This window comes from Candidatus Methylolitoribacter marinus, from assembly GCF_051853155.1.
GTDB lineage: Bacteria > Pseudomonadota > Gammaproteobacteria > Burkholderiales > Methylophilaceae > BACL14.
In genome coordinates this window covers 921,732-942,748 of sequence record NZ_CP124221.1, presented here as the reverse complement: position 1 = coordinate 942,748, position 21,017 = coordinate 921,732, and the positions used below count along the sequence as shown (strand labels likewise).

Below are 21,017 nucleotides of genomic sequence, written 5' to 3'. Positions count from 1 at the left end.
TTTTATCCTAAATAGTTATTAGTGATTGGAAAGCGCCTTTCCCTCCCAAATGCTTTTCTTGTTATTTTTGGCCCAGGAGGACTTTGTCTTCTTTTAAATTCACTTCTTAGTATTAATTTTACAATTTTTTTCACAGTTTGTGATTTAAAGCCTAAGCTAACAATTTCATCTGTCGATTGACCTTCGTCAATAAAAAGCTCAATGATTTTATCAAGTTCTTCATATGTAGGTAATGAGTCTTGATCAGTTTGATCAGGCTTCAATTCTGCTGATGGGGGGCGATTGATAATTCTTTCTGGAATAATATTATCAGTTAAATTGATAAATTCACTAATTTTATATATTAATGTTTTTGGGACGTCTTTAATGGGGGCATAAGCTCCTACCATATCTCCATATAATGTTGAATATCCAACAGCAGATTCACTTTTATTGGATGTTGATAACACAATCCCATTTTTTTTATTCGCCATGGCCATAAGGATGAGACCTCGAATTCTTGCTTGAATATTTTCTTCTGTTATGTCTGTAGGAAAATTTTTAAAATCATCTTTTAAATTTAGATTAATTTGATTTATTAGTGAGGATAAGTTTCTATCAATAAAATTTACTTCCAGACTTTTTGCAAGTTTTTTTGCATCATCAGTACTCATTTTTGAAGTGTATTGAGATCGCATCATAATACAATTTATATTTTTTTTATTTATTGCTTTTGATGCAATATACGCAACTAGAGCAGAATCAATTCCACCAGATAAGCCAATAAAAACATTCTTGATTTTATTTTTTTTAATATAATCTTTAGTACCTAAAATACACGCATTCAAGACACTCTCTTCAATTGATAAAGGCTTAATTATTTTTTCTGGTGATGATTCCTCAATCAACTTTGTCTGACATTTAAAATGATTTAGTTGACAGCTAATATTATTATTCTTATTTAATAAGAATGAAGCACCATCAAAGACAACGTCGTCTTGTCCACCTACCATATTCAAATAAATCAAATTCGATTTAATTTTTTTATTAATTTTTTTTGCCCTATTGATTCTTACGTTGAGCTTATTAATCTCAAAAGGAGAAGCATTGATGACGATGCAGAAATCAATTTTTTTATCTTGGTATTTTTTTTCTAAATCTTTATCCCAAAAATCTTCACAAATAAGAATTAAAATTTTCTTACTTTTATAAGAAATAATTTTTTGATTATCACCTGCTGAGAAATATCTTTTTTCATCAAACACTCCATAATTAGGCAAGCATTGTTTATGTTGATGTTTTATATTGTTGTGAGAAATAATGAAAGCTGAATTGAATACTTTATTCTTTTTTAAAAGCACGCCACCAATTATCAACAGTTTATTCTTCAAAAATGGCTGAAAATCACTAAAGGCTAATTCTTGTTTCTTAATAAATTCTTTATCAAATAATAAATCATCAGGAGGATAGCCGATTAAGGCTAGTTCTGGTGCAACGTAGATATCTGCATCATTTGAAATAATCTGCTTCTTAATCCAATTAAAATTTGTTTGAATATCTCCCATGACAGGATTTGATTGAATTAAGCAAGCTTTCATTAATAAGTTCCGCCATTATCTTTGATAATTTCAACAATTTTTTTATTTTTTTCCTTCAAAGCATAAACATACGGTGTAAGTCCATATTGATCACGCGCTTTTAATTTAACATTGTACTCAATCAATAGTTTTACTGATTCATAATCATTATTAAATACGGCAAAATGAATTAAGGGTGTTTTTTGATCATCTTTATGATCGGGATCAGCTCCTCGCTCAAGAAGAATGTTTGCAATTTTTGGATATTTTTTTTCAATTGCCCAAGTTAATGCAGTCCATTGAGATTTATCTTCTGTATGAATATCAGCCCCTCGATTGAGAAGCATTTTCACAACATCAATATTGCCATTGGCACATGCAATCATTAAGGCCGTCTTTCCATTAGGATTTTTTAAAGTCAAGTTTGCTTTATTGTCCAAAAGACTTTTAACGACCGCTAAATTACCTTTTTTTGCTGCAATCATCAAAATGGTTTGCCCGCTATTATTTCTATTATTTGGGTCAATACCAGCTTTGATTAGTAAATCAATAGTTTCACTATGCCCGGCGGATGCGGCAAGACCAAAGGCAGACCATCCGTCTGGATCTGTAATTTTTGGATCTGCTTTTGCATTTAACAATAAATTTATAGAATCAGTATAATTTTTCTTGGCTGCGTACATTAGTGCTGTCCAACCCGAATCATCTGTATGATTTACCTTAATTTTATTCTCAATCAGCAAATTAATAATTTCCGAATTATTTTTTCTTGCAGCGTACATTAAAGCATTAAGATTGTTAGAGTCCACTACATTAACATCTGCTCCACTTTCAATTATGGCTTTAACTGTCTCAATATCATTTTTTGCTGATGCAGTTAAAAGATAATTTACTTCTTCGGTAAATGAATTTAAGGGAAATAAAATAACGGCAAGAATAATAATTAATTTATGCATTATTCATTGCTAACAGAATAGCATCTCCTATTTCAGCAGGGGAGTTAGCAATTACGGTACCTGCTTTTTTTAAAGCATTAATTTTATCAATTGCTTTACCACTGGTCTTCGAAATAATTGCTCCTGCATGGCCCATTCTTTTGCCTTCCGGTGCAGTCATGCCCGCAATATATGATGCGATTGGTTTTGTAATTTTTTCTTTAATATAATCAGCCGCTTCCTCTTCATCGCTGCCTCCGATCTCGCCAACTAGGATGATTCCATGAGTGTCAGGATCATTTTCAAAAAAATCTAAACACTCAATAAAATTTAATCCTTTAATTGGATCTCCACCAATGCCAATACAAGTTGATTGACCTAATTTATTTTTGGTCGTTTGATTAACAGCTTCATAGGTAAGGGTGCCTGATCTTGAAACAATCCCGATCTTTCCAGGAAGATGAATATTACCAGGCATAATTCCTATTTTACATTCACCAGGTGTAATGATTCCTGGGCAATTAGGACCTATTAAAATCGAACGGTTGCTGTTAATGATTGATTTAACTTTAAGCATGTCAAAAGTAGGAATACCCTCAGTAATACATACAATAATTTCTATTCCAGCTTCACTAGCTTCAATAATAGAGTCTGCAGCAAATGCAGGCGGCACATAGATCATGGTTGCATTCGCCTGTGTTTGATTTACAGCCTCTTTAACAGTATTAAAAACAGGCAAATTAAGATGCTTACTTCCACCTTTTCCTGGGGTTACACCACCTACTAAATTGGTTCCATATATTAAACATTGTTCAGAATGAAAAGTACCCTGTTTTCCAGTAAATCCTTGGCAAATTAAACGCGTTTTTGAGTCAACTAGAACTGACATTATTTATGATCCTTGGCATAGGTCACAGCAATTTTTGCTGCATCAATTAAATTATCTGCTGAATGTATATTGAGATTACTTTCTTTGAGTAATTTTTTTCCATCATCAACGTTAGTTCCTTCAAGTCTTACAACAATTGGTATTGCAACACCAATATCTTTAGCTGAATTTATAATCCCTTGAGCAATTACATCACATCTCATAATCCCGCCAAAGATATTAACTAAAACAACTTTTACATTTTTATCAGATAGTAAAATTCTAAATGCTTTTGAAACCGTTTCTGCTGATGCACCACCACCGACATCCAAAAAATTTGCAGGTGATCCACCACAATGTTGAATTAAATCCATCGTGGCCATAGCTAGCCCTGCACCATTGACCATACATCCAATTTCGCCATTTAGAGCAATATAATTTAATCCAGCATGATGTGCTTCTGCTTCTTTTGAGTCATCTTGTGACCAATCGCGAAGTTCACTTAATTTTTTTTGTTTATAAAGGGCATTATCATCAATACTAATCTTGCAATCTAGTGCAACAAAGTCATTGGTATCATTAATCACTAATGGGTTAATTTCTAAAAGTGATAAATTATTTTCTGTAAAAAGCATATAGGCCGCCTTGGCAAATTTATTAAATTTCCCTGCCAAATCGGCATCAAACTGTAATGAGTTTGCAAGCTCTCTGGTTTGATAATCCATTAAGCCCGTTATTGGGTTGCAAAATTCTTTGAGTATTAAATCAGGGTTTTTTTTACTAATTTCTTCTATTTCCATTCCACCTGCGCTTGAGACAACGAGACAAACTTTTTCTTTTTCTCGATCAATTAAAATAGAAAAATAAAGCTCATTTGCAATATTTTCAGTTTCTTCAAATAAAATTTTGTGAACTGGTTGTCCGGATGGCTGATTTTGATAAGTTACTAAGTTTTTCCCTAAAAGATTAGAAGCAAACTCAAGTGCTTCATCTTTAGATGTGACAACTTTAACACCACCGGACTTTCCTCTGCCACCTGCATGAATTTGAGCCTTTAAAACAACAGGGTTTTTTATATTTTTCGCTAAAGCATTTACTTCATTTAAAGTTTCAGCAACTTGCCCGAATGGGGTTTGAATTTCATATTTTCGGAGTAGCTCTTTCGCTTGATATTCGTGTAAATTCATCGGCATTTATCTTTAAAATCATAATGATATCAGATTGGTAAGAGTTGTATAATGTGTGCATGGAAAATTACTTAATTTATAACGAGGAGCTTCATCGGTTTGTAGATGAGAATAAGTTAAGTCATTTTGATATTGATATAAAAAAAATTGATGATAAATTTAGCTCTTTTGACAGTAAATCAAATTTCTTTATAGAGAACAAAAAAAAACTAATTTCATCTAAGACTCAATTTTTTCTTAACATAAATAAAAACATTAAAGATTTTAAACTTCTTGTTTGCGATATGGACTCGACGCTTATTCAAAATGAATGTATCGATGAAATAGCTGAACTTCTAAATTTAAAAAATGAAATATCAGAAATTACTGAGTTAACTATGCAGGGAAAATTATGTTTCAATGAAAGTATTAAAAAAAGAGTACAGTTGTTAAAAGGAGTTAATATTTGTTCATTTGAAAAAATTGTTAATGAAAAAATAAAATTCCAGCCTCATGTTAATGAATGGTTAAATTATGCAAAATCACATAACTTAGTAACTGTTGTTGTTTCTGGTGGTTTTACTTATTTTGTAAATTATGTAAAAAAGTCTCTATCGATGGATTATGCTTTTTCTAATACCTTTGAAGTACTTAATAATGAATTAACTGGAAATCTGGTCGGTGAAATAATTAATGCTGACAAAAAAGCTGAGCTGACAGTTAAAATTGCAAATCAATATGGTATCAAGAAAAATCAAATCATAGCCATTGGCGATGGTGCAAATGATATTAATATGTTTAAAGAATCGGGCTTAAGTATATCTATGCATGGAAAACCGGTATTGGATGACCTTGTTACTTGGTCAGTGAAAAAGAATTATTACAAAACCTTATTAGATTTATTTATTTTCCTGGAAAAGGAATAAAAAAAGCACCTCAAAGAGATGCTTTAAAAAACTAGCATTTAGGAATTAGAAGCACTTTCCTTCACAACCTTCTTCACTAACGCCCAATGTAATAAGAAATTTAGCCATATCCTCTTTACCATCATCTTTGAGAGCTCTAACAATAGAAACATCACCTTTAAGCTTCTTGTTGATATCAGCTCCTTTGTCAGCAATGTATTTTGCCATCTCCTTATTTCCATTAAATGCAGCATGATGGAAACCAGTCATTCGAGTTACAGGATGAATGTAATTGATGTCAGCACCTTTTTCAGTTAAATATTTCAAGATTTCAAATTGATTTTTTGCAGCTGTAATTAGGAATGGCGTCCATGCAAAGTATTTGTCTTCCAGCGGAACAGCCTTTTGTTCAATATACATTTTTACAGTTTTTAAGTCTCCGTCATTTAAAGCGCCGGTGAATTCCAATTCTTCAGGGTCTGACAATCCTGCAAAGGCATTAAGACTCAAAATTAACATTAATAAACTAAAAAACTTTTTCATAATTTTCCTAACTATTATTTAAAAAATATTGTGCATTTGTAAACATTTTAAACCAAGGCCCATAATCATTTTGTTTAACCCTAGACCAAGTATTTTGATCTGATCTAAATACACGTTCAGGATGCGGCATCATGATATTAAAACGTCCGTCATCATTTGTAAAACCAGTTACTCCATCAACTGAACCATTTGGGTTTAATGGGTAGATAGTAGTTACCTCATGATTATTTGTGACATATTGTAATGTAATTTGTTCCTTTTGAATCATTTCTTTAAGATCATTTGATTTAGAAAAGTAAGCTCTTCCTTCTCCGTGAGCGGTAATTACTGGAATGTAAGAGTTTTCCATTTCATTAAAAAAGATAGATTTATTTTTTGGTATTTTTACGGTAACCACTCTTGATTCAAACTGGTCAGATAAATTTTTCACAAATTTTGGCCATTTATCTGCACCCGGAATTATGGATTTAAGGTTTGACATCATCTGACATCCATTACATACCCCTAAGGCTATGGAATTTGACTGATTGAAGAAAGATGAAAATTGATCACGCAGCATTGAATTATTAAGAATTACTTTGGACCAACCTTCCCCTGCGCCCAATACATCACCGTAAGAAAAACCTCCGCAAGCAACAAAAGCTCTAAAATCCGTGATGACATAATTCCCATCTATAAGATCTTGCATATGAACATCAATCGCTTCGAATCCAGCGTAATGAAATGCAGCTGCCATTTCATAATGACCATTGACTCCTTGTTCACGAAGGATCGCTATTTGCGGTTTTTTGGTACTCTTTATGGATGGAAAATTTAATTCAAATTTAATGTCTGATCGGATTCCAGGATCGTTGTTTTCATTCACAAGATTTAATTCTTCCTCTGCTAATTTGGCGTTGTCCCGGATTGATTGAATATGATAACTATTTAATGACCATATCTTTTCAAGCTCTGATCTTTGTTCCTGAATATAATCTGACTCATGTTTAATATTGATTTGATTTAAATGATTTATTTTTCCAATATTAAAAATATGTAGAATATTTTTTTCTCGAAATAAATTAGTGATTTTCTCTTCATTTATTTTGTCTATTTGTATGACCGCACCTAATTCTTCGGAGAATAGAATATTTGAAAATACTGCAGTAACTTGAGATAAATCGATATCTACACCGCAGCGAGAAGCAAATGCCATTTCGGATATGGTAGTGAATAAGCCACCATCGGATCGGTCATGATAAGCATAAATCAAATTTTCATTTATTAAATGTTGAATAACCTCACAAAAGCCAACTAATAATTTTGGATCATCAATGTCGGGACATTCTGATGTCATGGTGTTATTGATTTGCTCGGCAATCGACCCCCCGGTTCTATATTGATTCATACCTAAATCAATGTATAGAAAGATATAATCATCTCGTTTTATAAATTCAGGCGTGCAAGTTTTTTGAATATTTTCACACTCAGAAAATGCAGTGACAATGAGTGATAGGGGTGATGTAACAGTCCTATCATTCCATTTTGTCGACATAGACATGGAGTCCTTACCGACAGGAATTGATATACCTAATTGTGGACAAAGATCCTCACCAACAGCATGCACCGCAGCAAATAGATTATTATCTTCATCATCATCACCACTTGCAGCCATCCAGTTGGCTGATAATTTAATGTTACTAATCTTTCCAATATTTGCAGCAACTATATTGGTTATCGCTTCGGCCACAGCCATGCGCGCAGATTTTCTTGCATTGGATATAGCCAATGGAGCTCTCTCTCCAATGGCAAAAGCCTCACCAGTTATATCCTCAAATGAACACTTTGTAACAGCAACATTTGACACAGGGGTTTGCCATGGCCCAACCATTTGATCTTGAGCAACCAAGCCAGTAACAGATCTGTCCCCAATAGTTATTAAAAACTTTTTGGAAGCTACTGAAGGATGGGAAATGACTTTTTTATATAAATCTTTATCAGTTACTTTGGATAATTTTGGAATATTTTTTTCTATTTTTTTTGGAATTTTTTTTAATAATTTTGGTGGTTTTCCAAGAAGAACATCGAGCTCCATATTTACAACATCTTGATTTAGCAAGCTATCTTTCACGAGAAGATGGCGATTTTTTTTCGCTTTACCTATAACCTTAAAAGGGCAGCGTTCTCTTTCACAGATTTTTTTAAATAAATCTAGCGATTGTTGATCAATAGCCAAAACATATCTTTCCTGTGATTCATTGCACCATAATTCATGAGGGGTCATACCCTTTTCTTCGGTATCAATATTTCTAATATCAAAATCTGCACCAACTTCGCCATCATTAATGAGTTCAGGAAACGCATTAGACAACCCTCCAGCACCAACATCATGGATACTTAAAATAGGATTATCATCCTGAAGCTGCCAACATCGATCGATCACTTCTTGAGCTCTTCTTTGAATTTCAGGATTCCCTCTTTGCACTGATGCATAATCTAAACTTTCATCGTTTGATCCACTATTCATTGAAGATGCAGCTCCTCCTCCAAGGCCAATCAACATACCAGGACCACCAAGTTGAATTAGTAATACATTTTCATTAAGTAATTTCTTATGGGTATGTTTATCACTGATGTTACCTACACCACCTGCCAGCATGATGGGTTTATGGTACCCATATTTTTTCCCCTCTATTGTTTGTTCGAATACCCTTAAGTAACCTGCAATATTGGGCCGTCCAAATTCATTATTGTATGATGCGCCGCCAATCGGTCCATCAATCATAATGTCTAATGGTGAGGATATATGATCAGGTTTATCAGGTGTCGTTTCCCATGAAAGAGGGTGGTTAGGAATATTTAAATTTGATACGGAAAAGCCAGTCAACCCAGCTTTTGGTTTTGAGCCTCGACCTGTCGCCCCTTCATCTCTTATTTCCCCTCCAGAACCTGTGGCAGCTCCAGGAAAAGGTGATATTGCAGTTGGATGATTATGAGTTTCAACCTTCATGAGATAATGGGTCTTTTCCAAATGAGGTCTAAATTTATTATCCTTGCCTGGATAAAAACGATTAATTTTATTACCCTCTATAATTGATGAGTTATCAGAGTACGCAACGATGGTTTTTTTTGGATGTTTGTTGTGGGTGTTCCTAATCATTTGGAATAAAGATTTTTCTTGATCTTTACCATCAATATTCCATGAAGCATTAAAGATTTTATGACGGCAATGTTCAGAGTTAGCTTGGGCAAACATCATTAATTCTGCATCAGTAGGGTTTTTATTATTTTTTAAAAAATTTTGATATAAATACTCCACCTCATCCACGGACAAAGCTAAGCCATTCTTAATATTGTAATCATGAAGAATATTAATTCCCTTATTTAAGATATCTACTGATTTAAGTGGCTTAGGATCTTCTTGAGTAAAAAGCTTATCTCCATCAATGTGGTTATATATAATAGTTTCAGTCATTCGGTCATAACAGCTTCGTGAAATTTCTTCAATTTCTTTCTGAGTTAAGTCATTTTCAGCAAATAAGTTAACTAATAATCCACGCTCTATTTTTTTAATGTTTAAATCACATCGCTTGGCAATATCAGTTGCTTTTGAGGCCCATGGAGATAATGTTCCGAATCTAGGAATGATGATAAATTTATGTTTTGATGGTGAACCACTTTCCCTTGGTTCACCATAGGTAAGCAAGTTTTCAAGAATTTTAATCTCATTTGAAGAAGGCTCATTAATAAATTCTGCAAAATGAATATATTGAGTATGGAGATTGTTAATCTGATTATGAGATGAGCTAATCCTTTTTAGCAGCTTTTCTTCTTGATTTTTGGAAAGCGCCACATGGCTAAAATGATAATGAATCACTGGATGATAGATAAATTAATAAAAGCAATATTTTAACAGATAGCATCTCTTTTTACCCTGACAATCTTAGTTAATTATCAATATAAAAATAATAAACTCTGATAGGCTGCAAAGCTTATTAACCATGCTAATACTAAGGACCATGCAAGCGATGTTAGGACTAATTTATTACTTTTTGACTGATTCTTAATGACTGCAATGGTTGATAAGCATGGAGTATAAATTAAAGTAAAAATCATGAAGCTGATTGCTTGTTGCCAAGTTATATAATTAAACAATAATTCTGGAAGAGTGTTGTCATTCCCTGAGAAAATAACTGCAAGAGCTCCAATCACAATTTCTTTAGCAATAAAACCAAAAATTAGAGCAATGATTAATTTATCATTAATCCCAATTGGATCAAAAATTGGATTTAGGGTATTCCCAATGAAGTCAGCAACACTTAAGTCTGATGAGAGATAGGTATTGGTGAGAAACCAAACGATAATAACGCCCACTAAAATAAATTTTGATGCCCTTGCTAAAAAATGTTTGACTTCATGGGTCGCCGTTAAGATATTTTGCCTGAGAGTTGGCAATTGATAGGCTGGCATTTCAATTAGAACGGATTCCTCTTCTGATTGATCTTTTTTGAAAATTATTGCTGTAAACACAATCAATAAAAAACTAATCATATACATTGAAAATAGGACCAATCCTCCAATTTTTGGCTCGAAGAAAATCGCTGTAAAAAATAAAAAGACTTGCAGTCGTGCTGAACATAATGAAAATGGAATAATAAGCATCGAAAGATAACGAATTGATTTAGAACGCATTATTTTTGTTCCCATTAAAGCTGGCACATTGCATCCAAAACCAAAGAGAATCAGCACAAAACTGCGTCCATCCAGCCCCATCTTTTCCATCATGCGATCCACTAAGAATGCAGCTCTTGAGAGATAACCACTATTTTCTATAAATGACATTATTAGGAAGAAAATAATAATGACTGGAACAAAGGTCAGTACGGTCGTGATTCCAAGATACATTCCATCATAAATAAAAGAGGATAATAGATTAGGTAACCACAGAGCTAAATTTGATTGTAATAAGCCCCCAAAATAGTCAAATACACCTCCAAGAAAATCTTGAATTGGTTCTGCTACTCCGTAAATAATTTGGAAAAGAAAAAAAAGTGTAATAAAAAAAATGGGTAGCCCAAAATAAGGATGAAGAAAAAATCTATCTAGTTTTTCAGTGACTGAACTATCCAATGTCTTTGGAAAAGAAATATAATTTTTGATTTCACTTTCTACGAATTTTTTTGAGTTTCCATCTATTTTTTTTACTTCCTGCCGTTTTGATAAAAACTCATATCCCTCTTTAAATTTTGCACTTATAGGATGGATAGGGGTTTGAAGTCTTTTTTGCAGTTTGTCATACTGTATCTGGATCCCACTTTTTTTTGCCTCATCATTCATGTTGCATAAAATTCTAAGGGTGTAACCCATGCTTAATAATTCAGAAGCTAAAAGAATTTGCCGGTCAATTTGAGTTGAATTGAGGATAAAAAATATTTCATCAATTTGATTATTTTTTAAGAATTTATGGACAACAACTTCATCATCAGATCCCGATTGTAACGAATAAATACCAGGTAGATCGATAAGCTCGACCATTTCACCAAATATTAATGTTCTAACACTTTCAATATCTACGGTCACTCCAGACCAATTTGCAATTCGAGCTGAAGCGCCACTTATTGAATTAAAGAAAGTAGATTTTCCCGAATTAGGCATTCCAATGAGAGCAATTTTTTTCATTCAGAAATGACCTTGATTTTTGCTGCATCAGCTGCTCGAATCATAAAAGACGAAGTATTCACCTTGATGCATATTGGACCATTATTGGATTTATGAAGTACACGCACTAATTTATTAATTTTTAAACCTAATGCGGCTGCTTTTAATATGAATGAGGGTTGATGGTCAATTTCAATAACAGTTGCAAAAGAGTTTTGAGCAATTTCGGATAATAATTTAATTTGAGATTTCTGCATTTTGTCTTAATTCTTTAATATGATCTCTTAATTTTCTTTTTTTTAAGTCATCTTCTAAACGTTTTTTTATTTCACTGAGCTCAGGAGGCATCAGTGGTTTTTTTTCAATTAATTTAAAAATATGCCACCCGAACTGAGTCTGAAATACGTCGCTTAGTTCATTTTTTTGAAGACCTTTAACCTCTTTAGCAAAGGATTCCACCATATCCTCTAACCTGAACCAATCAAGATCGCCACCTTTTTCAGCTGATGCTTTGTCAATAGAAAAGCTTTTAGCCAGCTCAGAAAAATCACTTCCTTTTTTAATTTTGATAATTAAATTTTTAGCTTCGTTTTTGGTTTTTACTAAAATATGTTGCCCTTTGTATTCTTGTTCATTAAATTGTTTTTTGAAATTTGTATAAGCCATTTCAATATCTTCATTTGAAATAGGGTGTTCTTTAAGGTATTTTTTTAAGTATTCTGTGTAGGCCATCTCCATATAAGTGAGCTCAATTTTTGAGAGAAATTTTGTGTCGCTGGTAATACCTTCTTTTGCAGCCACATCAGTTAATATTTCTAGCTCTATTAGTCTATCTATAATATTTTGTTTCATTTCTTCGTCAATGACTCTTCCTTGAGATTTGAGCTCATTAGAAATGTAATCGATTAAATTTGGATTTAATGACTGAGAATTAACTATAATTGTTGTCTCGGCAAAGACAATATGACAGGTAAATATTAACAATATGATTGGATTTGATAAATATTTCATATTTCAATCTTAATTTGTAAAGCATGAATTTTTTGGGGGATAAGATCATCGAGTAAACCATAAATTTGTCTATGTGATTGAATACGATTTTGTTTTGCTAATAAATCACTTTTGATAATAATGGTGAAGTGACCACCCCCTGAATTTCCAGCATGCCCATGATGCATATGTGAATCATCGATAATTTCCAGCCTTGCTGGGTTAAGTGATGCGAGTCTTTTTTTTATTTCTTCTATCATGATTATGGAAAAACTTTCTTAAACGGCTGAACAGAAAAAGAACAATAAACTCCATGAATAACATAGGGGTCATTTTGAGCCCATTCTTTGGCATCCTCTAAAGAGTCGAATTCTGCAATAACTAAACTGCCTTCATAACCATTCGGTCCTGGTTCTTCATTATCAATTGCAGGTAAAGGCCCTGCAACCATAAGCCTTCCTTGATTTAAAAGTGTTTTAAGGCGCTCAATGTGATCAGGCCTTGCTTTTAATCTTTTTTCAAGTGAATTTGGATTATCTTGACTGTGAACAACATACCACATCATTTATTTTCCTTAGAGATATAGAGTGCAAGGTAAATCATAAAAATGAATAGTAAAAACGTAATGCCGAATAATTTAAAATTGACCCAGGTATTTTCATCAAAATTAAATGCGACATAAAGATTTAAAATACCTATGCCAATCAAAAAAATAATGACATTCGTACTGATATGATTCCAGGCATGGTCTTGCAAATTAACTTGTTTCCCTAACATTTGCTTCATTAAGTTTTTCTTAAATAAAAATTGACTAACAATCAAAACTAATGCAAAAAGCCAATAGATAGCGGTTGGTTTCCACATAATAAAAGTATTATCTTTCAATAATATGGTTAGACCTCCCAAAATAGTGATGAGAAGGGTATTAAAGAGCACCATTTTTTCAATCTTTTTCTTAATTAAATAAGTGCTTATTGCTAGAAAGATACTTACTATAATTGCACTAAAAGTTGCATAAAAAATATCTGTATATTTGTATACGATAAAAAATATAACTACTGGTAAGAGGTCTATAAAAAATTTCATAATAAATCACTGACATGTTGTTGAAACTATAGTACATTTAAATTAAATGTATATAGTTGATCTTCATTCTCATTCTAACGTATCTGATGGCATTTTGAATCCCGATGAATTAATAGCCTATGCTGCAGAAAAAAAAGTTAATATGCTTGCCCTCACAGATCATGATGATATTGCGGGCTTGGAAATTGCTAAAAAAAAATCTGTAGAATTGGGTATACATTTTATTAATGGTGTTGAGGTATCAGTATCATGGCGGAATCGCACCATTCATATGGTTGGCTTAGATTTTGATCATCAGAATAAAGATCTTGCTCAAGGTTTGAAGAAAATTCGTGAGGGCAGAATTGATAGAGCAAAAAAGATTGCATACGGATTAGCCATGGTAGGTATACCTAACGCTTATGAGGAAGCAAAAAAGTTTGCAAGCCACCAGGTGATAGGTCGGGTTCATTTCGCACATTTTTTAGTATCCAAAGGATATAGTAAAAACATCAAAACAGTTTTTAATAAATACATGACCAAAGGGAAACCAGGTTATGTAGATCATCAATGGGCCAGCCTTGAGGATGCAGTCAATTGGATTAATAATGCAGGAGGGAAGGCAGTGATCGCTCATCCTGGACGTTATGATATGGGGAGTAAATTGTACCCTCAATTTTTTCAAGAATTTAAAGAGCTTGGCGGAAGCGGAATAGAGGTTATTTCTGGCAGCCAAAGTCTTAATCAAATTGATTATTTTGCTGACTTCGCAGAACGACATGAGCTATATGGTTCAGTAGGATCAGATTTTCATGGACATGGGGTCTCATACAGAGATCTTGGTCCAACCCATCAACTTCCTGATAAAGTAAAACCGATATGGTCTCAATTTTTAACCACAAATTGATATAATTCTTAAGTTATGGAACTTAGCCCAATTCAATATTTTACTATTTCGATCATTCCTGTTTTGTTGGCCATTACAGTTCATGAAGCAGCTCACGGATATGCAGCGAAACACTTCGGGGATAAGACAGCTTATTATCTCGGACGTATTACATTAAATCCAATAAAACATATTGATCCTTTGGGGACAGTGGTAATTCCAGGAATGTTGCTTTTATTGAGCGCTCCTTTTTTATTCGGTTGGGCTAAGCCCGTGCCAGTGAACTTTTCAAACTTAAATAACCCAAAAAAAGACATGATGTGGGTCGCGCTTGCAGGCCCAGCTTCCAACCTAGTTATGGCTATTATCTGGGCAATTATTTTAGGCTTATTTAAATCGTCCGGCACGAGCCATGCTTTATTTGTTATTGGAATGGCGCAGGTTGGTATTATGATTAATCTAGTTTTAATGTTGCTGAATTTATTACCCATTCCACCATTAGATGGAGGTCGAATGGCAGTGAGCCTACTCCCAACACCTTGGTCATACAAATTAGCATCGATTGAGCGCTATGGAATGTTTATATTGATTTTTTTAATTGTAAGTGGACTACTGTCAGCAATTTTATTGCCTTTACTAAGATTTTTTCAAGGGACATTAATTGGTATTTTTGTTTAATTTTAAGGATAGTGTAAAAAAATATGGCGATTGAAAGAATTGTCTCTGGGATGAGACCAACCGGAAATTTACATCTAGGTCATTACAATGGAGTATTAAAAAACTGGATACAACTCCAACATGAAAGTGAATGTTTCTTTTTCGTTGCCGATTGGCATGCATTAACAACCCATTATGACTCTCCAGAGGTAATCGAACAAAATGTTTGGGAGATGGTCATCGATTGGTTAGCTGCGGGAATTGATCCCGCCCATGCGACTGTCTTTATTCAGTCAAAAGTACCTGAACATGCCGAGCTCCATACGCTGTTAAGTATGATTACCCCGCTGGGATGGCTAGAACGTGTCCCAACTTATAAAGATCAGCAAGAAAAACTTAGTGCCAAGGATCTATCAACCTATGGTTTTTTAGGCTACCCATTACTACAAAGTGCAGATATTTTAATTTATAAAGCTACTCAAGTTCCAGTTGGAGAAGATCAAGTTCCTCATGTTGAATTTACTCGCGAGGTTGCCCGACGTTTTAATCATCTTTATGGAAAAGAACCTGGTTATGAGGAAAAAGCACAACTCGCAATAAAAAAACTCGGTTCAAAAAAAGGAAAGCTCTACCATGAATTAAAAGATGCCTATCAAGAAGAGGGTGATGATCAAGCGCTAGAGGCAGGACAATCATTAATTGAAGAACATCAAAGTTTAAGTATTGGTGATAAGGAAAGATTATTGGGTTATTTAGAGGGGGGAGGAAAAATTATCTTACTTGAACCTGAATATAAACTTGCACCTGCTTCTAAAATGATTGGTTTAGATGGACAGAAGATGTCAAAGTCATACAATAATACCGTTGCTCTGAGAGAATCAGTTGAAGATGTTCAGAAAAAAATTAAAACAATGCCCACAGACCCAGCACGGGTAAGAAGAACAGATCCAGGTGACCCAAATAAATGTCCAGTATGGCAACTACATCAAGTCTACTCAAAAGATGATGTTCAAGACTGGGTTCGCAAAGGTTGCTCCTCAGCAGGAATAGGTTGCATTGAGTGTAAACAACCCATCATAGATGCGATTTCTAAAGAACTTAAACCTATCCAAGAAAGAGCAATTCATTATGTCGAAAATCCTGATTTAGTTAAAAGTGTAGTTGCTGAAGGTTGTGAAAAAGCAGGTAAACTAGCACGAGAAACTATGCGTGAAGTTCGTGAAGCTATGGGCCTTGATTTTTAATGGAAACGATAGTCAGCGATATTAATCCATATCTACAAGCTAAAATTCATGGCGAATTAATTGCTGAATTTCCTCAAGATTTGTACATTCCACCAGATGCACTAGAGGTTTATTTAGAATCTTTTGAAGGTCCTTTAGATTTACTTTTGTATTTGATTAAAAAAAATAATCTAGATATTTTAAATATTCCAATGCTCAGTTTAACAAAACAGTACATGGCGTATGTTGAAAAAATGAAAGAGATTAAATTAGAGCTTGCTGCCGACTATCTTTTGATGACAGCCATGTTAATTGAAATTAAGTCTAGAATGCTTGTCCCAAAACCAGAATCAATTGAGGATGATGAAGAAGATCCAAGATCAGAGTTAGTAAGAAGATTGATTGAGTATGAGCTTGTAAAAGAAGCAGCGGTTAATTTAAATACAATTCCTCAGTTAGGTCATGACAGGTTGCCTCCTGAAGTATATTATCAGAGAGAAATTAATAACCAATATCCAGATGTCTCTATTCACGATCTTTTTGAAGCCTGGCAAAATGTTGTCAAGAGAGCAAGGCAGTTAAAAAATCATACCATTGATCGCTCTGAGCTATCAGTCAGGGAGCACATGAGTGAAGTGTTAAGAATGTTTGATGATAATGAGAAGATAGATTTTGATGATTTATTTTTAAAACAAGATCAGCCGTTACAAAAAATGGTGGTTTGTTTTCTTGCAATCTTGGAGTTAGCAAAAGAGTCATTGATAAAAATTTTTCAGCAAAGTAATTACTCAAAAATATATTTGATGAGAGCATAGTATGGAAATAAATTCTAAATTAAAAGATGTTCTTGAAGTCGCTCTTTTAACTTCACAAAAACCATTATCGATTGATGATTTGCAAAAACTTTTTGATGAAAAAGTCGAGCGTTCAACTTTGCGCATGCTCCTAGATGAATTAAAGAATGATTGGGATAAAAAAACACTAAATTTAATAGAAGTATCGTCCGGTTATAGATTTGAAGCAAAACAACAGTTTGTCGAAAATCTAATGAGAATGAACCCAGATAGGGCGCCAAAGTACTCAAGGGCAGTCATGGAAGTGTTAGCAATTATTGCATACCGTCAACCGGTAACTAGAGGTGATATTGAATCAATCAGGGGCGTGGCTCTGAATCCGAATGCCATAAGGCAATTAGTAGAAAGAGAATGGATTGATATTGTTGGCATTAAGGAAACCCCGGGAAGACCAGGATTGTATGGAACCACAAAACACTTTTTAAATGATTTTGGATTGACTAACCTATCAGACTTACCTGATATTGAAAAATTTGAGGAACAGCTCAATTTAGATCTAATTGGCAATCAAAATCTAGATCAAAATGATTCGCAAGTAGTAATTCCTCATGAGTCACAAGATGGCCAAGAATAGCTCTGTTGAAGAGTTAGACAATAAAAAAGAAAGAATCCAAAAATTTCTTGCCAATATGGGAATTGGATCTAGAAGATCTATTGAAGAGCTTATCCGACAGAAAAAGATTACTGTTAATCGGAAACCAATTGATTTAGGGCATATGGTTCTTGGTAATGAGATCATCCATATCGATGGAAGAAGAATATACTTTAAGAATATCGAGAAAAGAGAATCCCGTTTAATTATTTATCATAAGCCGGAGGGTGAAATCGTTTCTCATTCCGATCCTAAACATCAAAAAACTGTTTTTCAAAAGCTACCTAAAGTTAAAAATGGCAAGTGGATATCTATTGGGCGACTCGATATTAATACTTCAGGATTGTTGTTAATTACCAATGATGGAAAATTGGCCAATCACATGATGCATCCCAGCCAACAAATCGATAGAGAGTACTCGGTAAGAATTTTGGGAGAAGTGACCGAGGACATAATTAATAACATCAGAAAAGGGGTTAAATTGGACGATGGTATCGCACATGTGGAAACTTTTGAACATACAGGCGGTGAGGGCGCAAATCAGTGGTTTAGAATTATTTTAAAAGAAGGTAGGAATAGAGAAATAAGACGTTTAGTTGAGTCACAGAATTTAAAAGTCAGTCGACTAATTCGAACACGATACGGACCATTAAATCTTCCGTCTCATTTAAAGCGAGGTCAGTTTATGGAGCTTGAAAAGAAAAATCTTGAAAAGATTTTGAAAATGCTTGGAATGAATTGAGCGGAATAAACTTAAGAATTAACTACACAAAATTTTAATCAAGGATAACTTATAAATTTCCTTGAGCTTTTCTATGTCATCTATATTTACGTGTTCATTTATTTTATGGATTGAGGCATTAATTGGACCGAATTCAACAACTTGTTTACAGATTTTTGCTATAAAGCGACCATCTGATGTCCCTCCTGTTGTCGAGACTTTTGGGGTTATCCCAGTGATATCTGATATGGCAGAGGTTAATACATCAGTTAGAAAGCCTTTTTGCGTCAAATAAGGCTCGCTTGGGATTTCCCAATTTAACTCATACTCATCAGCATGCTTTTTAACAATCATCTCGACCTCATTTTTTAATTGATCGGGAGTACATTCTGTTGAATGACGAAAATTAAATTGTATTATTACATCCCCAGGAACAACATTTGTAGCACCTGTTCCAGCATTGATATTGGAAACCTGCCATGACGTTTTTGGAAAATATTCATTTCCATCATCCCAGGATATTTTTTTAAGTTCATCAATGATTGAAGCAGATCGATGAATTGGATTATCAATCAAATGTGGGTAAGCAATATGCCCTTGAATTCCTTTTACAATTAATGTTGCAGAAAGCGAGCCACGCCTACCATTTTTAATAGTGTCACCAAATTTTTCTGCACTAGTAGGCTCTCCCACAATGCAGTAATCAATGTCTTGATTATTGTGAATAAAATGTTCAACAATCTTTTTAGTACCATCAGTAGCAATACCTTCTTCATCAGAAGTAATAAATAAACCTATCGACCCCTTATGATTAGGAAATTCAGCCGTAAACTCATTAATTGCAACGATAAAAGCAGCAATTGACGATTTCATATCAGCCGAACCCCTTCCGTAAAGTAAGCCATCCTTTGCTGTAGGTATAAAAGGATCACTTTGCCACTTATCTAATGGTCCAGGGGGAACAACATCTACATGACCTGCAAAAATAATAGAGGGACTCGATTCTCCTCTTTTAGCATAAAGGTTTGAAACTCCATTGCTATCAATGCTTTGATATTCAAAGTTAAGATTGTTTAATTCAGATTTGATGATATTGATGCAACCATTATCATTGGGTGTAATGGAGTCAATTTCTATTAAACGCTTAGCAATATCTAAAGTTTTTGTCATGCGAATTCTTTTTGGTATTTTTCTTCATCATAGCCTAAAAGCACCACCTTTTTATTATTGACTAGGACTGGCCTCTTCATCACCGATGGTTTTTGAAGGATTAATTCAATTATACCTTTGGTTGAATTAATCAGTTGTTTGTCGCTATCAGCTAAATTTCTCCACGTAATCCCTCTTTGATTGACGAACATCAAAGGATTTAAATCACTCGGTAAGTTTTGAAACCATTGATTAAGATGTTCAGAGGTTAAGTCTTTTTTGACATCTATAAAATTAATATCAATATTATTTAGCACGAGCCAATCTAAAGCTTTTTTTACTGTATTGCAATTTTTAATACCAAAAAGCTCTATCAATTTTAAACACCTCGCAGTAATTCATTGATGCCTACTTTACCTAAGGTTTTTTCATCAACCTTTTTCACAATGACAGCACAATACAGACTGTATGTTCCATCTTTAGATGGTAAGTTTCCTGAGACCACTACTGAGCCTTTTGGTATTCGTCCAAAAGTAATTTCACCAGTTTCACGATCTAGTATTTTTGTAGATTGACCGATATAAACTCCCATCGAGATAACAACGTTATCTTCAACAACAACACCTTCTACAACTTCACTTCGCGCACCTATGAAACAATTATCACCAATAATAGTTGGACCTGCTTGAATTGGCTCAAGTACTCCACCAATTCCAACACCACCTGATAAGTGGACATTTTTACCTATTTGCGCACAAGATCCGACGGTAGCCCAAGTATCCACCATTGTTCCTTCATCAACATAAGCACCAATATTTACATAAGAAGGCATTAGTACAGCATTTTTACCAATAAAGCTTCCATGACGAGCAATCGCATTAGGAACAACTCTATACCCACCATTTTTAAAATCTTGTTCTGTAAAATGACGAAATTTTGAATCCACTTTGTCAAAATAATTGGTGGAGCCGCCAGGCATCATTTCATTGTCTTTTAACCTAAAAGACAATAACACAGCTTTTTTTATCCATTGGTGAGTTTCCCAATCTTGACTATCTCCAATGCGACTGGCGACTCTCAACTCTCCAGTATTTAATTTATTTAGTACTTCAGAGACAGCATCTACTATTTCTTGTGGAGCATTTGATGGGTTTATTTCAGATCTGTTTTCAAAACCTTGTTCAATAATATCTTGTAAATTACTCATTCTTGACCTTCTATTAATAGTGTTGTGAATTTTTGAAGGGTTTATTTTACATAAAAAAACTTA

22 protein-coding genes are annotated in these 21,017 nt (G+C 33.8%); 7 read left to right on the top strand and 15 right to left on the bottom strand.

Annotated features, from left to right (window positions below):
- Positions 1 to 2: 2 nt before the first annotated feature.
- Genes QFA95_RS05000 through sucC form a run of 4 tightly spaced genes read right to left on the bottom strand, consistent with a single transcriptional unit; the run spans position 3 to position 4,546 of the window.
- Entirely contained in the window at positions 3 to 1,577 is a 1,575-nt protein-coding gene (locus tag QFA95_RS05000) for an NAD+ synthase (RefSeq protein WP_486462434.1), read from the bottom strand.
- Entirely contained in the window at positions 1,577 to 2,512 is a 936-nt protein-coding gene (locus QFA95_RS04995) for an ankyrin repeat domain-containing protein (RefSeq protein ID WP_486462433.1), read from the bottom strand. Before QFA95_RS04995 ends, QFA95_RS05000 begins: the two co-directional genes overlap by 1 nt.
- The gene (gene sucD / locus QFA95_RS04990; protein ID WP_486462432.1) at positions 2,505 to 3,380 is read right to left on the bottom strand and encodes a succinate--CoA ligase subunit alpha; all 876 of its coding nucleotides are present in this window, start codon (positions 3,378 to 3,380) and stop codon (positions 2,505 to 2,507) included. The genes QFA95_RS04995 and sucD overlap by 8 nt, the downstream gene beginning before the upstream one ends.
- Positions 3,380 to 4,546, bottom strand: coding sequence for an ADP-forming succinate--CoA ligase subunit beta (gene sucC, locus QFA95_RS04985; protein WP_486463453.1), 1,167 nt, complete (start codon positions 4,544 to 4,546; stop codon positions 3,380 to 3,382). The genes sucD and sucC overlap by 1 nt, the downstream gene beginning before the upstream one ends.
- A gap of 59 nt (positions 4,547 to 4,605) precedes the next feature.
- Between sucC and serB the strand changes: the two genes are divergently transcribed.
- Positions 4,606 to 5,451, top strand: coding sequence for a phosphoserine phosphatase SerB (gene serB / locus QFA95_RS04980; RefSeq protein WP_486462431.1), 846 nt, complete (start codon positions 4,606 to 4,608; stop codon positions 5,449 to 5,451).
- 45 nt (positions 5,452 to 5,496) lie between these two features.
- Here the strand turns inward: serB and QFA95_RS04975 are convergent, their stop codons facing one another.
- The 8 genes from QFA95_RS04975 to QFA95_RS04940 all read right to left on the bottom strand — a co-directional run bounded on the left by QFA95_RS04975 (position 5,497) and on the right by QFA95_RS04940 (position 13,686).
- Complete coding sequence (locus tag QFA95_RS04975; RefSeq protein ID WP_486462430.1) at positions 5,497 to 5,973, bottom strand: ankyrin repeat domain-containing protein; 477 nt, start codon at positions 5,971 to 5,973, stop codon at positions 5,497 to 5,499.
- Positions 5,974 to 5,980: 7 nt separating this feature from the next.
- On the bottom strand, positions 5,981 to 9,805 hold the full coding sequence (purL, locus tag QFA95_RS04970) for a phosphoribosylformylglycinamidine synthase (RefSeq protein WP_486462429.1): 3,825 nt from the start codon (positions 9,803 to 9,805) through the stop codon (positions 5,981 to 5,983).
- Positions 9,806 to 9,906: 101 nt separating this feature from the next.
- Entirely contained in the window at positions 9,907 to 11,631 is a 1,725-nt protein-coding gene (feoB, locus tag QFA95_RS04965; RefSeq protein WP_486462428.1) for a ferrous iron transport protein B, read from the bottom strand.
- Positions 11,628 to 11,867, bottom strand: coding sequence for a FeoA family protein (locus tag QFA95_RS04960; protein ID WP_486462427.1), 240 nt, complete (start codon positions 11,865 to 11,867; stop codon positions 11,628 to 11,630). Before QFA95_RS04960 ends, feoB begins: the two co-directional genes overlap by 4 nt.
- On the bottom strand, positions 11,848 to 12,621 hold the full coding sequence (locus QFA95_RS04955) for a peptidylprolyl isomerase (protein ID WP_486462426.1): 774 nt from the start codon (positions 12,619 to 12,621) through the stop codon (positions 11,848 to 11,850). Before QFA95_RS04955 ends, QFA95_RS04960 begins: the two co-directional genes overlap by 20 nt.
- Positions 12,618 to 12,860, bottom strand: coding sequence for a BolA family protein (locus QFA95_RS04950; protein WP_486462425.1), 243 nt, complete (start codon positions 12,858 to 12,860; stop codon positions 12,618 to 12,620). The genes QFA95_RS04955 and QFA95_RS04950 overlap by 4 nt, the downstream gene beginning before the upstream one ends.
- Positions 12,861 to 12,862: 2 nt before the next feature.
- Positions 12,863 to 13,165 carry a YciI family protein gene (locus QFA95_RS04945; RefSeq protein WP_486462424.1) on the bottom strand — a complete coding sequence of 101 codons (303 nt, stop codon included), beginning with the start codon at positions 13,163 to 13,165 and terminating at the stop codon, positions 12,863 to 12,865.
- Positions 13,162 to 13,686 (bottom strand): septation protein A, encoded by a 525-nt coding sequence (locus QFA95_RS04940; protein ID WP_486462423.1) that lies wholly within the window; start codon positions 13,684 to 13,686, stop codon positions 13,162 to 13,164. The genes QFA95_RS04945 and QFA95_RS04940 overlap by 4 nt, the downstream gene beginning before the upstream one ends.
- Positions 13,687 to 13,732: 46 nt before the next feature.
- Here QFA95_RS04940 and QFA95_RS04935 point away from each other — a divergent pair, with 46 nt between their 5' ends.
- The 6 genes from QFA95_RS04935 to QFA95_RS04910 are packed head-to-tail and all read left to right on the top strand — an operon-like array spanning position 13,733 to position 18,619.
- Positions 13,733 to 14,572, top strand: coding sequence for a PHP domain-containing protein (locus tag QFA95_RS04935; protein ID WP_486462422.1), 840 nt, complete (start codon positions 13,733 to 13,735; stop codon positions 14,570 to 14,572).
- 15 nt (positions 14,573 to 14,587) lie between these two features.
- Positions 14,588 to 15,229 carry a site-2 protease family protein gene (locus tag QFA95_RS04930; RefSeq protein WP_486462421.1) on the top strand — a complete coding sequence of 214 codons (642 nt, stop codon included), beginning with the start codon at positions 14,588 to 14,590 and terminating at the stop codon, positions 15,227 to 15,229.
- A gap of 23 nt (positions 15,230 to 15,252) precedes the next feature.
- A complete protein-coding gene (locus QFA95_RS04925; protein ID WP_486462420.1) occupies positions 15,253 to 16,452 on the top strand; it encodes a tryptophan--tRNA ligase in 1,200 nt (399 codons plus the stop codon).
- Positions 16,452 to 17,246, top strand: a complete 795-nt coding sequence (locus QFA95_RS04920) for a segregation and condensation protein A (RefSeq protein WP_486462419.1) — start codon at positions 16,452 to 16,454, stop codon at positions 17,244 to 17,246. Before QFA95_RS04925 ends, QFA95_RS04920 begins: the two co-directional genes overlap by 1 nt.
- Position 17,247: 1 nt before the next feature.
- Complete coding sequence (scpB, locus tag QFA95_RS04915) at positions 17,248 to 17,859, top strand: SMC-Scp complex subunit ScpB (RefSeq protein ID WP_486462418.1); 612 nt, start codon at positions 17,248 to 17,250, stop codon at positions 17,857 to 17,859.
- Positions 17,834 to 18,619 carry a pseudouridine synthase gene (locus QFA95_RS04910; RefSeq protein WP_486462417.1) on the top strand — a complete coding sequence of 262 codons (786 nt, stop codon included), beginning with the start codon at positions 17,834 to 17,836 and terminating at the stop codon, positions 18,617 to 18,619. Before scpB ends, QFA95_RS04910 begins: the two co-directional genes overlap by 26 nt.
- A gap of 18 nt (positions 18,620 to 18,637) precedes the next feature.
- Here QFA95_RS04910 and dapE read toward each other — a convergent pair whose 3' ends face one another.
- Genes dapE through dapD form a run of 3 tightly spaced genes read right to left on the bottom strand, consistent with a single transcriptional unit; the run spans position 18,638 to position 20,954 of the window.
- A complete protein-coding gene (gene dapE / locus QFA95_RS04905; RefSeq protein ID WP_486462416.1) occupies positions 18,638 to 19,768 on the bottom strand; it encodes a succinyl-diaminopimelate desuccinylase in 1,131 nt (376 codons plus the stop codon).
- Positions 19,765 to 20,124 carry a Spx/MgsR family RNA polymerase-binding regulatory protein gene (locus tag QFA95_RS04900; protein ID WP_486462415.1) on the bottom strand — a complete coding sequence of 120 codons (360 nt, stop codon included), beginning with the start codon at positions 20,122 to 20,124 and terminating at the stop codon, positions 19,765 to 19,767. The genes dapE and QFA95_RS04900 overlap by 4 nt, the downstream gene beginning before the upstream one ends.
- A 2-nt stretch (positions 20,125 to 20,126) precedes the next feature.
- Entirely contained in the window at positions 20,127 to 20,954 is an 828-nt protein-coding gene (gene dapD / locus QFA95_RS04895; RefSeq protein WP_486462414.1) for a 2,3,4,5-tetrahydropyridine-2,6-dicarboxylate N-succinyltransferase, read from the bottom strand.
- Positions 20,955 to 21,017 lie beyond the last annotated feature (63 nt).

Bases quoted from the DNA above. Each gene is read 5' to 3' on its own strand.
- QFA95_RS05000 (WP_486462434.1), bottom strand. From the start codon at position 1,577: ATGAAAGCTTGCTTAATTCAATCAAATCCTGTCATGGGAGATATTCAA.
- QFA95_RS04995 (WP_486462433.1), bottom strand. From the start codon at position 2,512: ATGCATAAATTAATTATTATTCTTGCCGTTATTTTATTTCCCTTAAAT.
- sucD (WP_486462432.1), bottom strand. From the start codon at position 3,380: ATGTCAGTTCTAGTTGACTCAAAAACGCGTTTAATTTGCCAAGGATTT.
- sucC (WP_486463453.1), bottom strand. From the start codon at position 4,546: ATGAATTTACACGAATATCAAGCGAAAGAGCTACTCCGAAAATATGAA.
- serB (WP_486462431.1), top strand. From the start codon at position 4,606: ATGGAAAATTACTTAATTTATAACGAGGAGCTTCATCGGTTTGTAGAT.
- QFA95_RS04975 (WP_486462430.1), bottom strand. From the start codon at position 5,973: ATGAAAAAGTTTTTTAGTTTATTAATGTTAATTTTGAGTCTTAATGCC.
- feoB (WP_486462428.1), bottom strand. From the start codon at position 11,631: ATGAAAAAAATTGCTCTCATTGGAATGCCTAATTCGGGAAAATCTACT.
- QFA95_RS04960 (WP_486462427.1), bottom strand. From the start codon at position 11,867: ATGCAGAAATCTCAAATTAAATTATTATCCGAAATTGCTCAAAACTCT.
- QFA95_RS04955 (WP_486462426.1), bottom strand. From the start codon at position 12,621: ATGAAATATTTATCAAATCCAATCATATTGTTAATATTTACCTGTCAT.
- QFA95_RS04950 (WP_486462425.1), bottom strand. From the start codon at position 12,860: ATGATAGAAGAAATAAAAAAAAGACTCGCATCACTTAACCCAGCAAGG.
- QFA95_RS04945 (WP_486462424.1), bottom strand. From the start codon at position 13,165: ATGATGTGGTATGTTGTTCACAGTCAAGATAATCCAAATTCACTTGAA.
- QFA95_RS04940 (WP_486462423.1), bottom strand. From the start codon at position 13,686: ATGAAATTTTTTATAGACCTCTTACCAGTAGTTATATTTTTTATCGTA.
- QFA95_RS04935 (WP_486462422.1), top strand. From the start codon at position 13,733: ATGTATATAGTTGATCTTCATTCTCATTCTAACGTATCTGATGGCATT.
- QFA95_RS04930 (WP_486462421.1), top strand. From the start codon at position 14,588: ATGGAACTTAGCCCAATTCAATATTTTACTATTTCGATCATTCCTGTT.
- QFA95_RS04925 (WP_486462420.1), top strand. From the start codon at position 15,253: ATGGCGATTGAAAGAATTGTCTCTGGGATGAGACCAACCGGAAATTTA.
- QFA95_RS04920 (WP_486462419.1), top strand. From the start codon at position 16,452: ATGGAAACGATAGTCAGCGATATTAATCCATATCTACAAGCTAAAATT.
- scpB (WP_486462418.1), top strand. From the start codon at position 17,248: ATGGAAATAAATTCTAAATTAAAAGATGTTCTTGAAGTCGCTCTTTTA.
- QFA95_RS04910 (WP_486462417.1), top strand. From the start codon at position 17,834: ATGAGTCACAAGATGGCCAAGAATAGCTCTGTTGAAGAGTTAGACAAT.
- dapE (WP_486462416.1), bottom strand. From the start codon at position 19,768: ATGACAAAAACTTTAGATATTGCTAAGCGTTTAATAGAAATTGACTCC.
- dapD (WP_486462414.1), bottom strand. From the start codon at position 20,954: ATGAGTAATTTACAAGATATTATTGAACAAGGTTTTGAAAACAGATCT.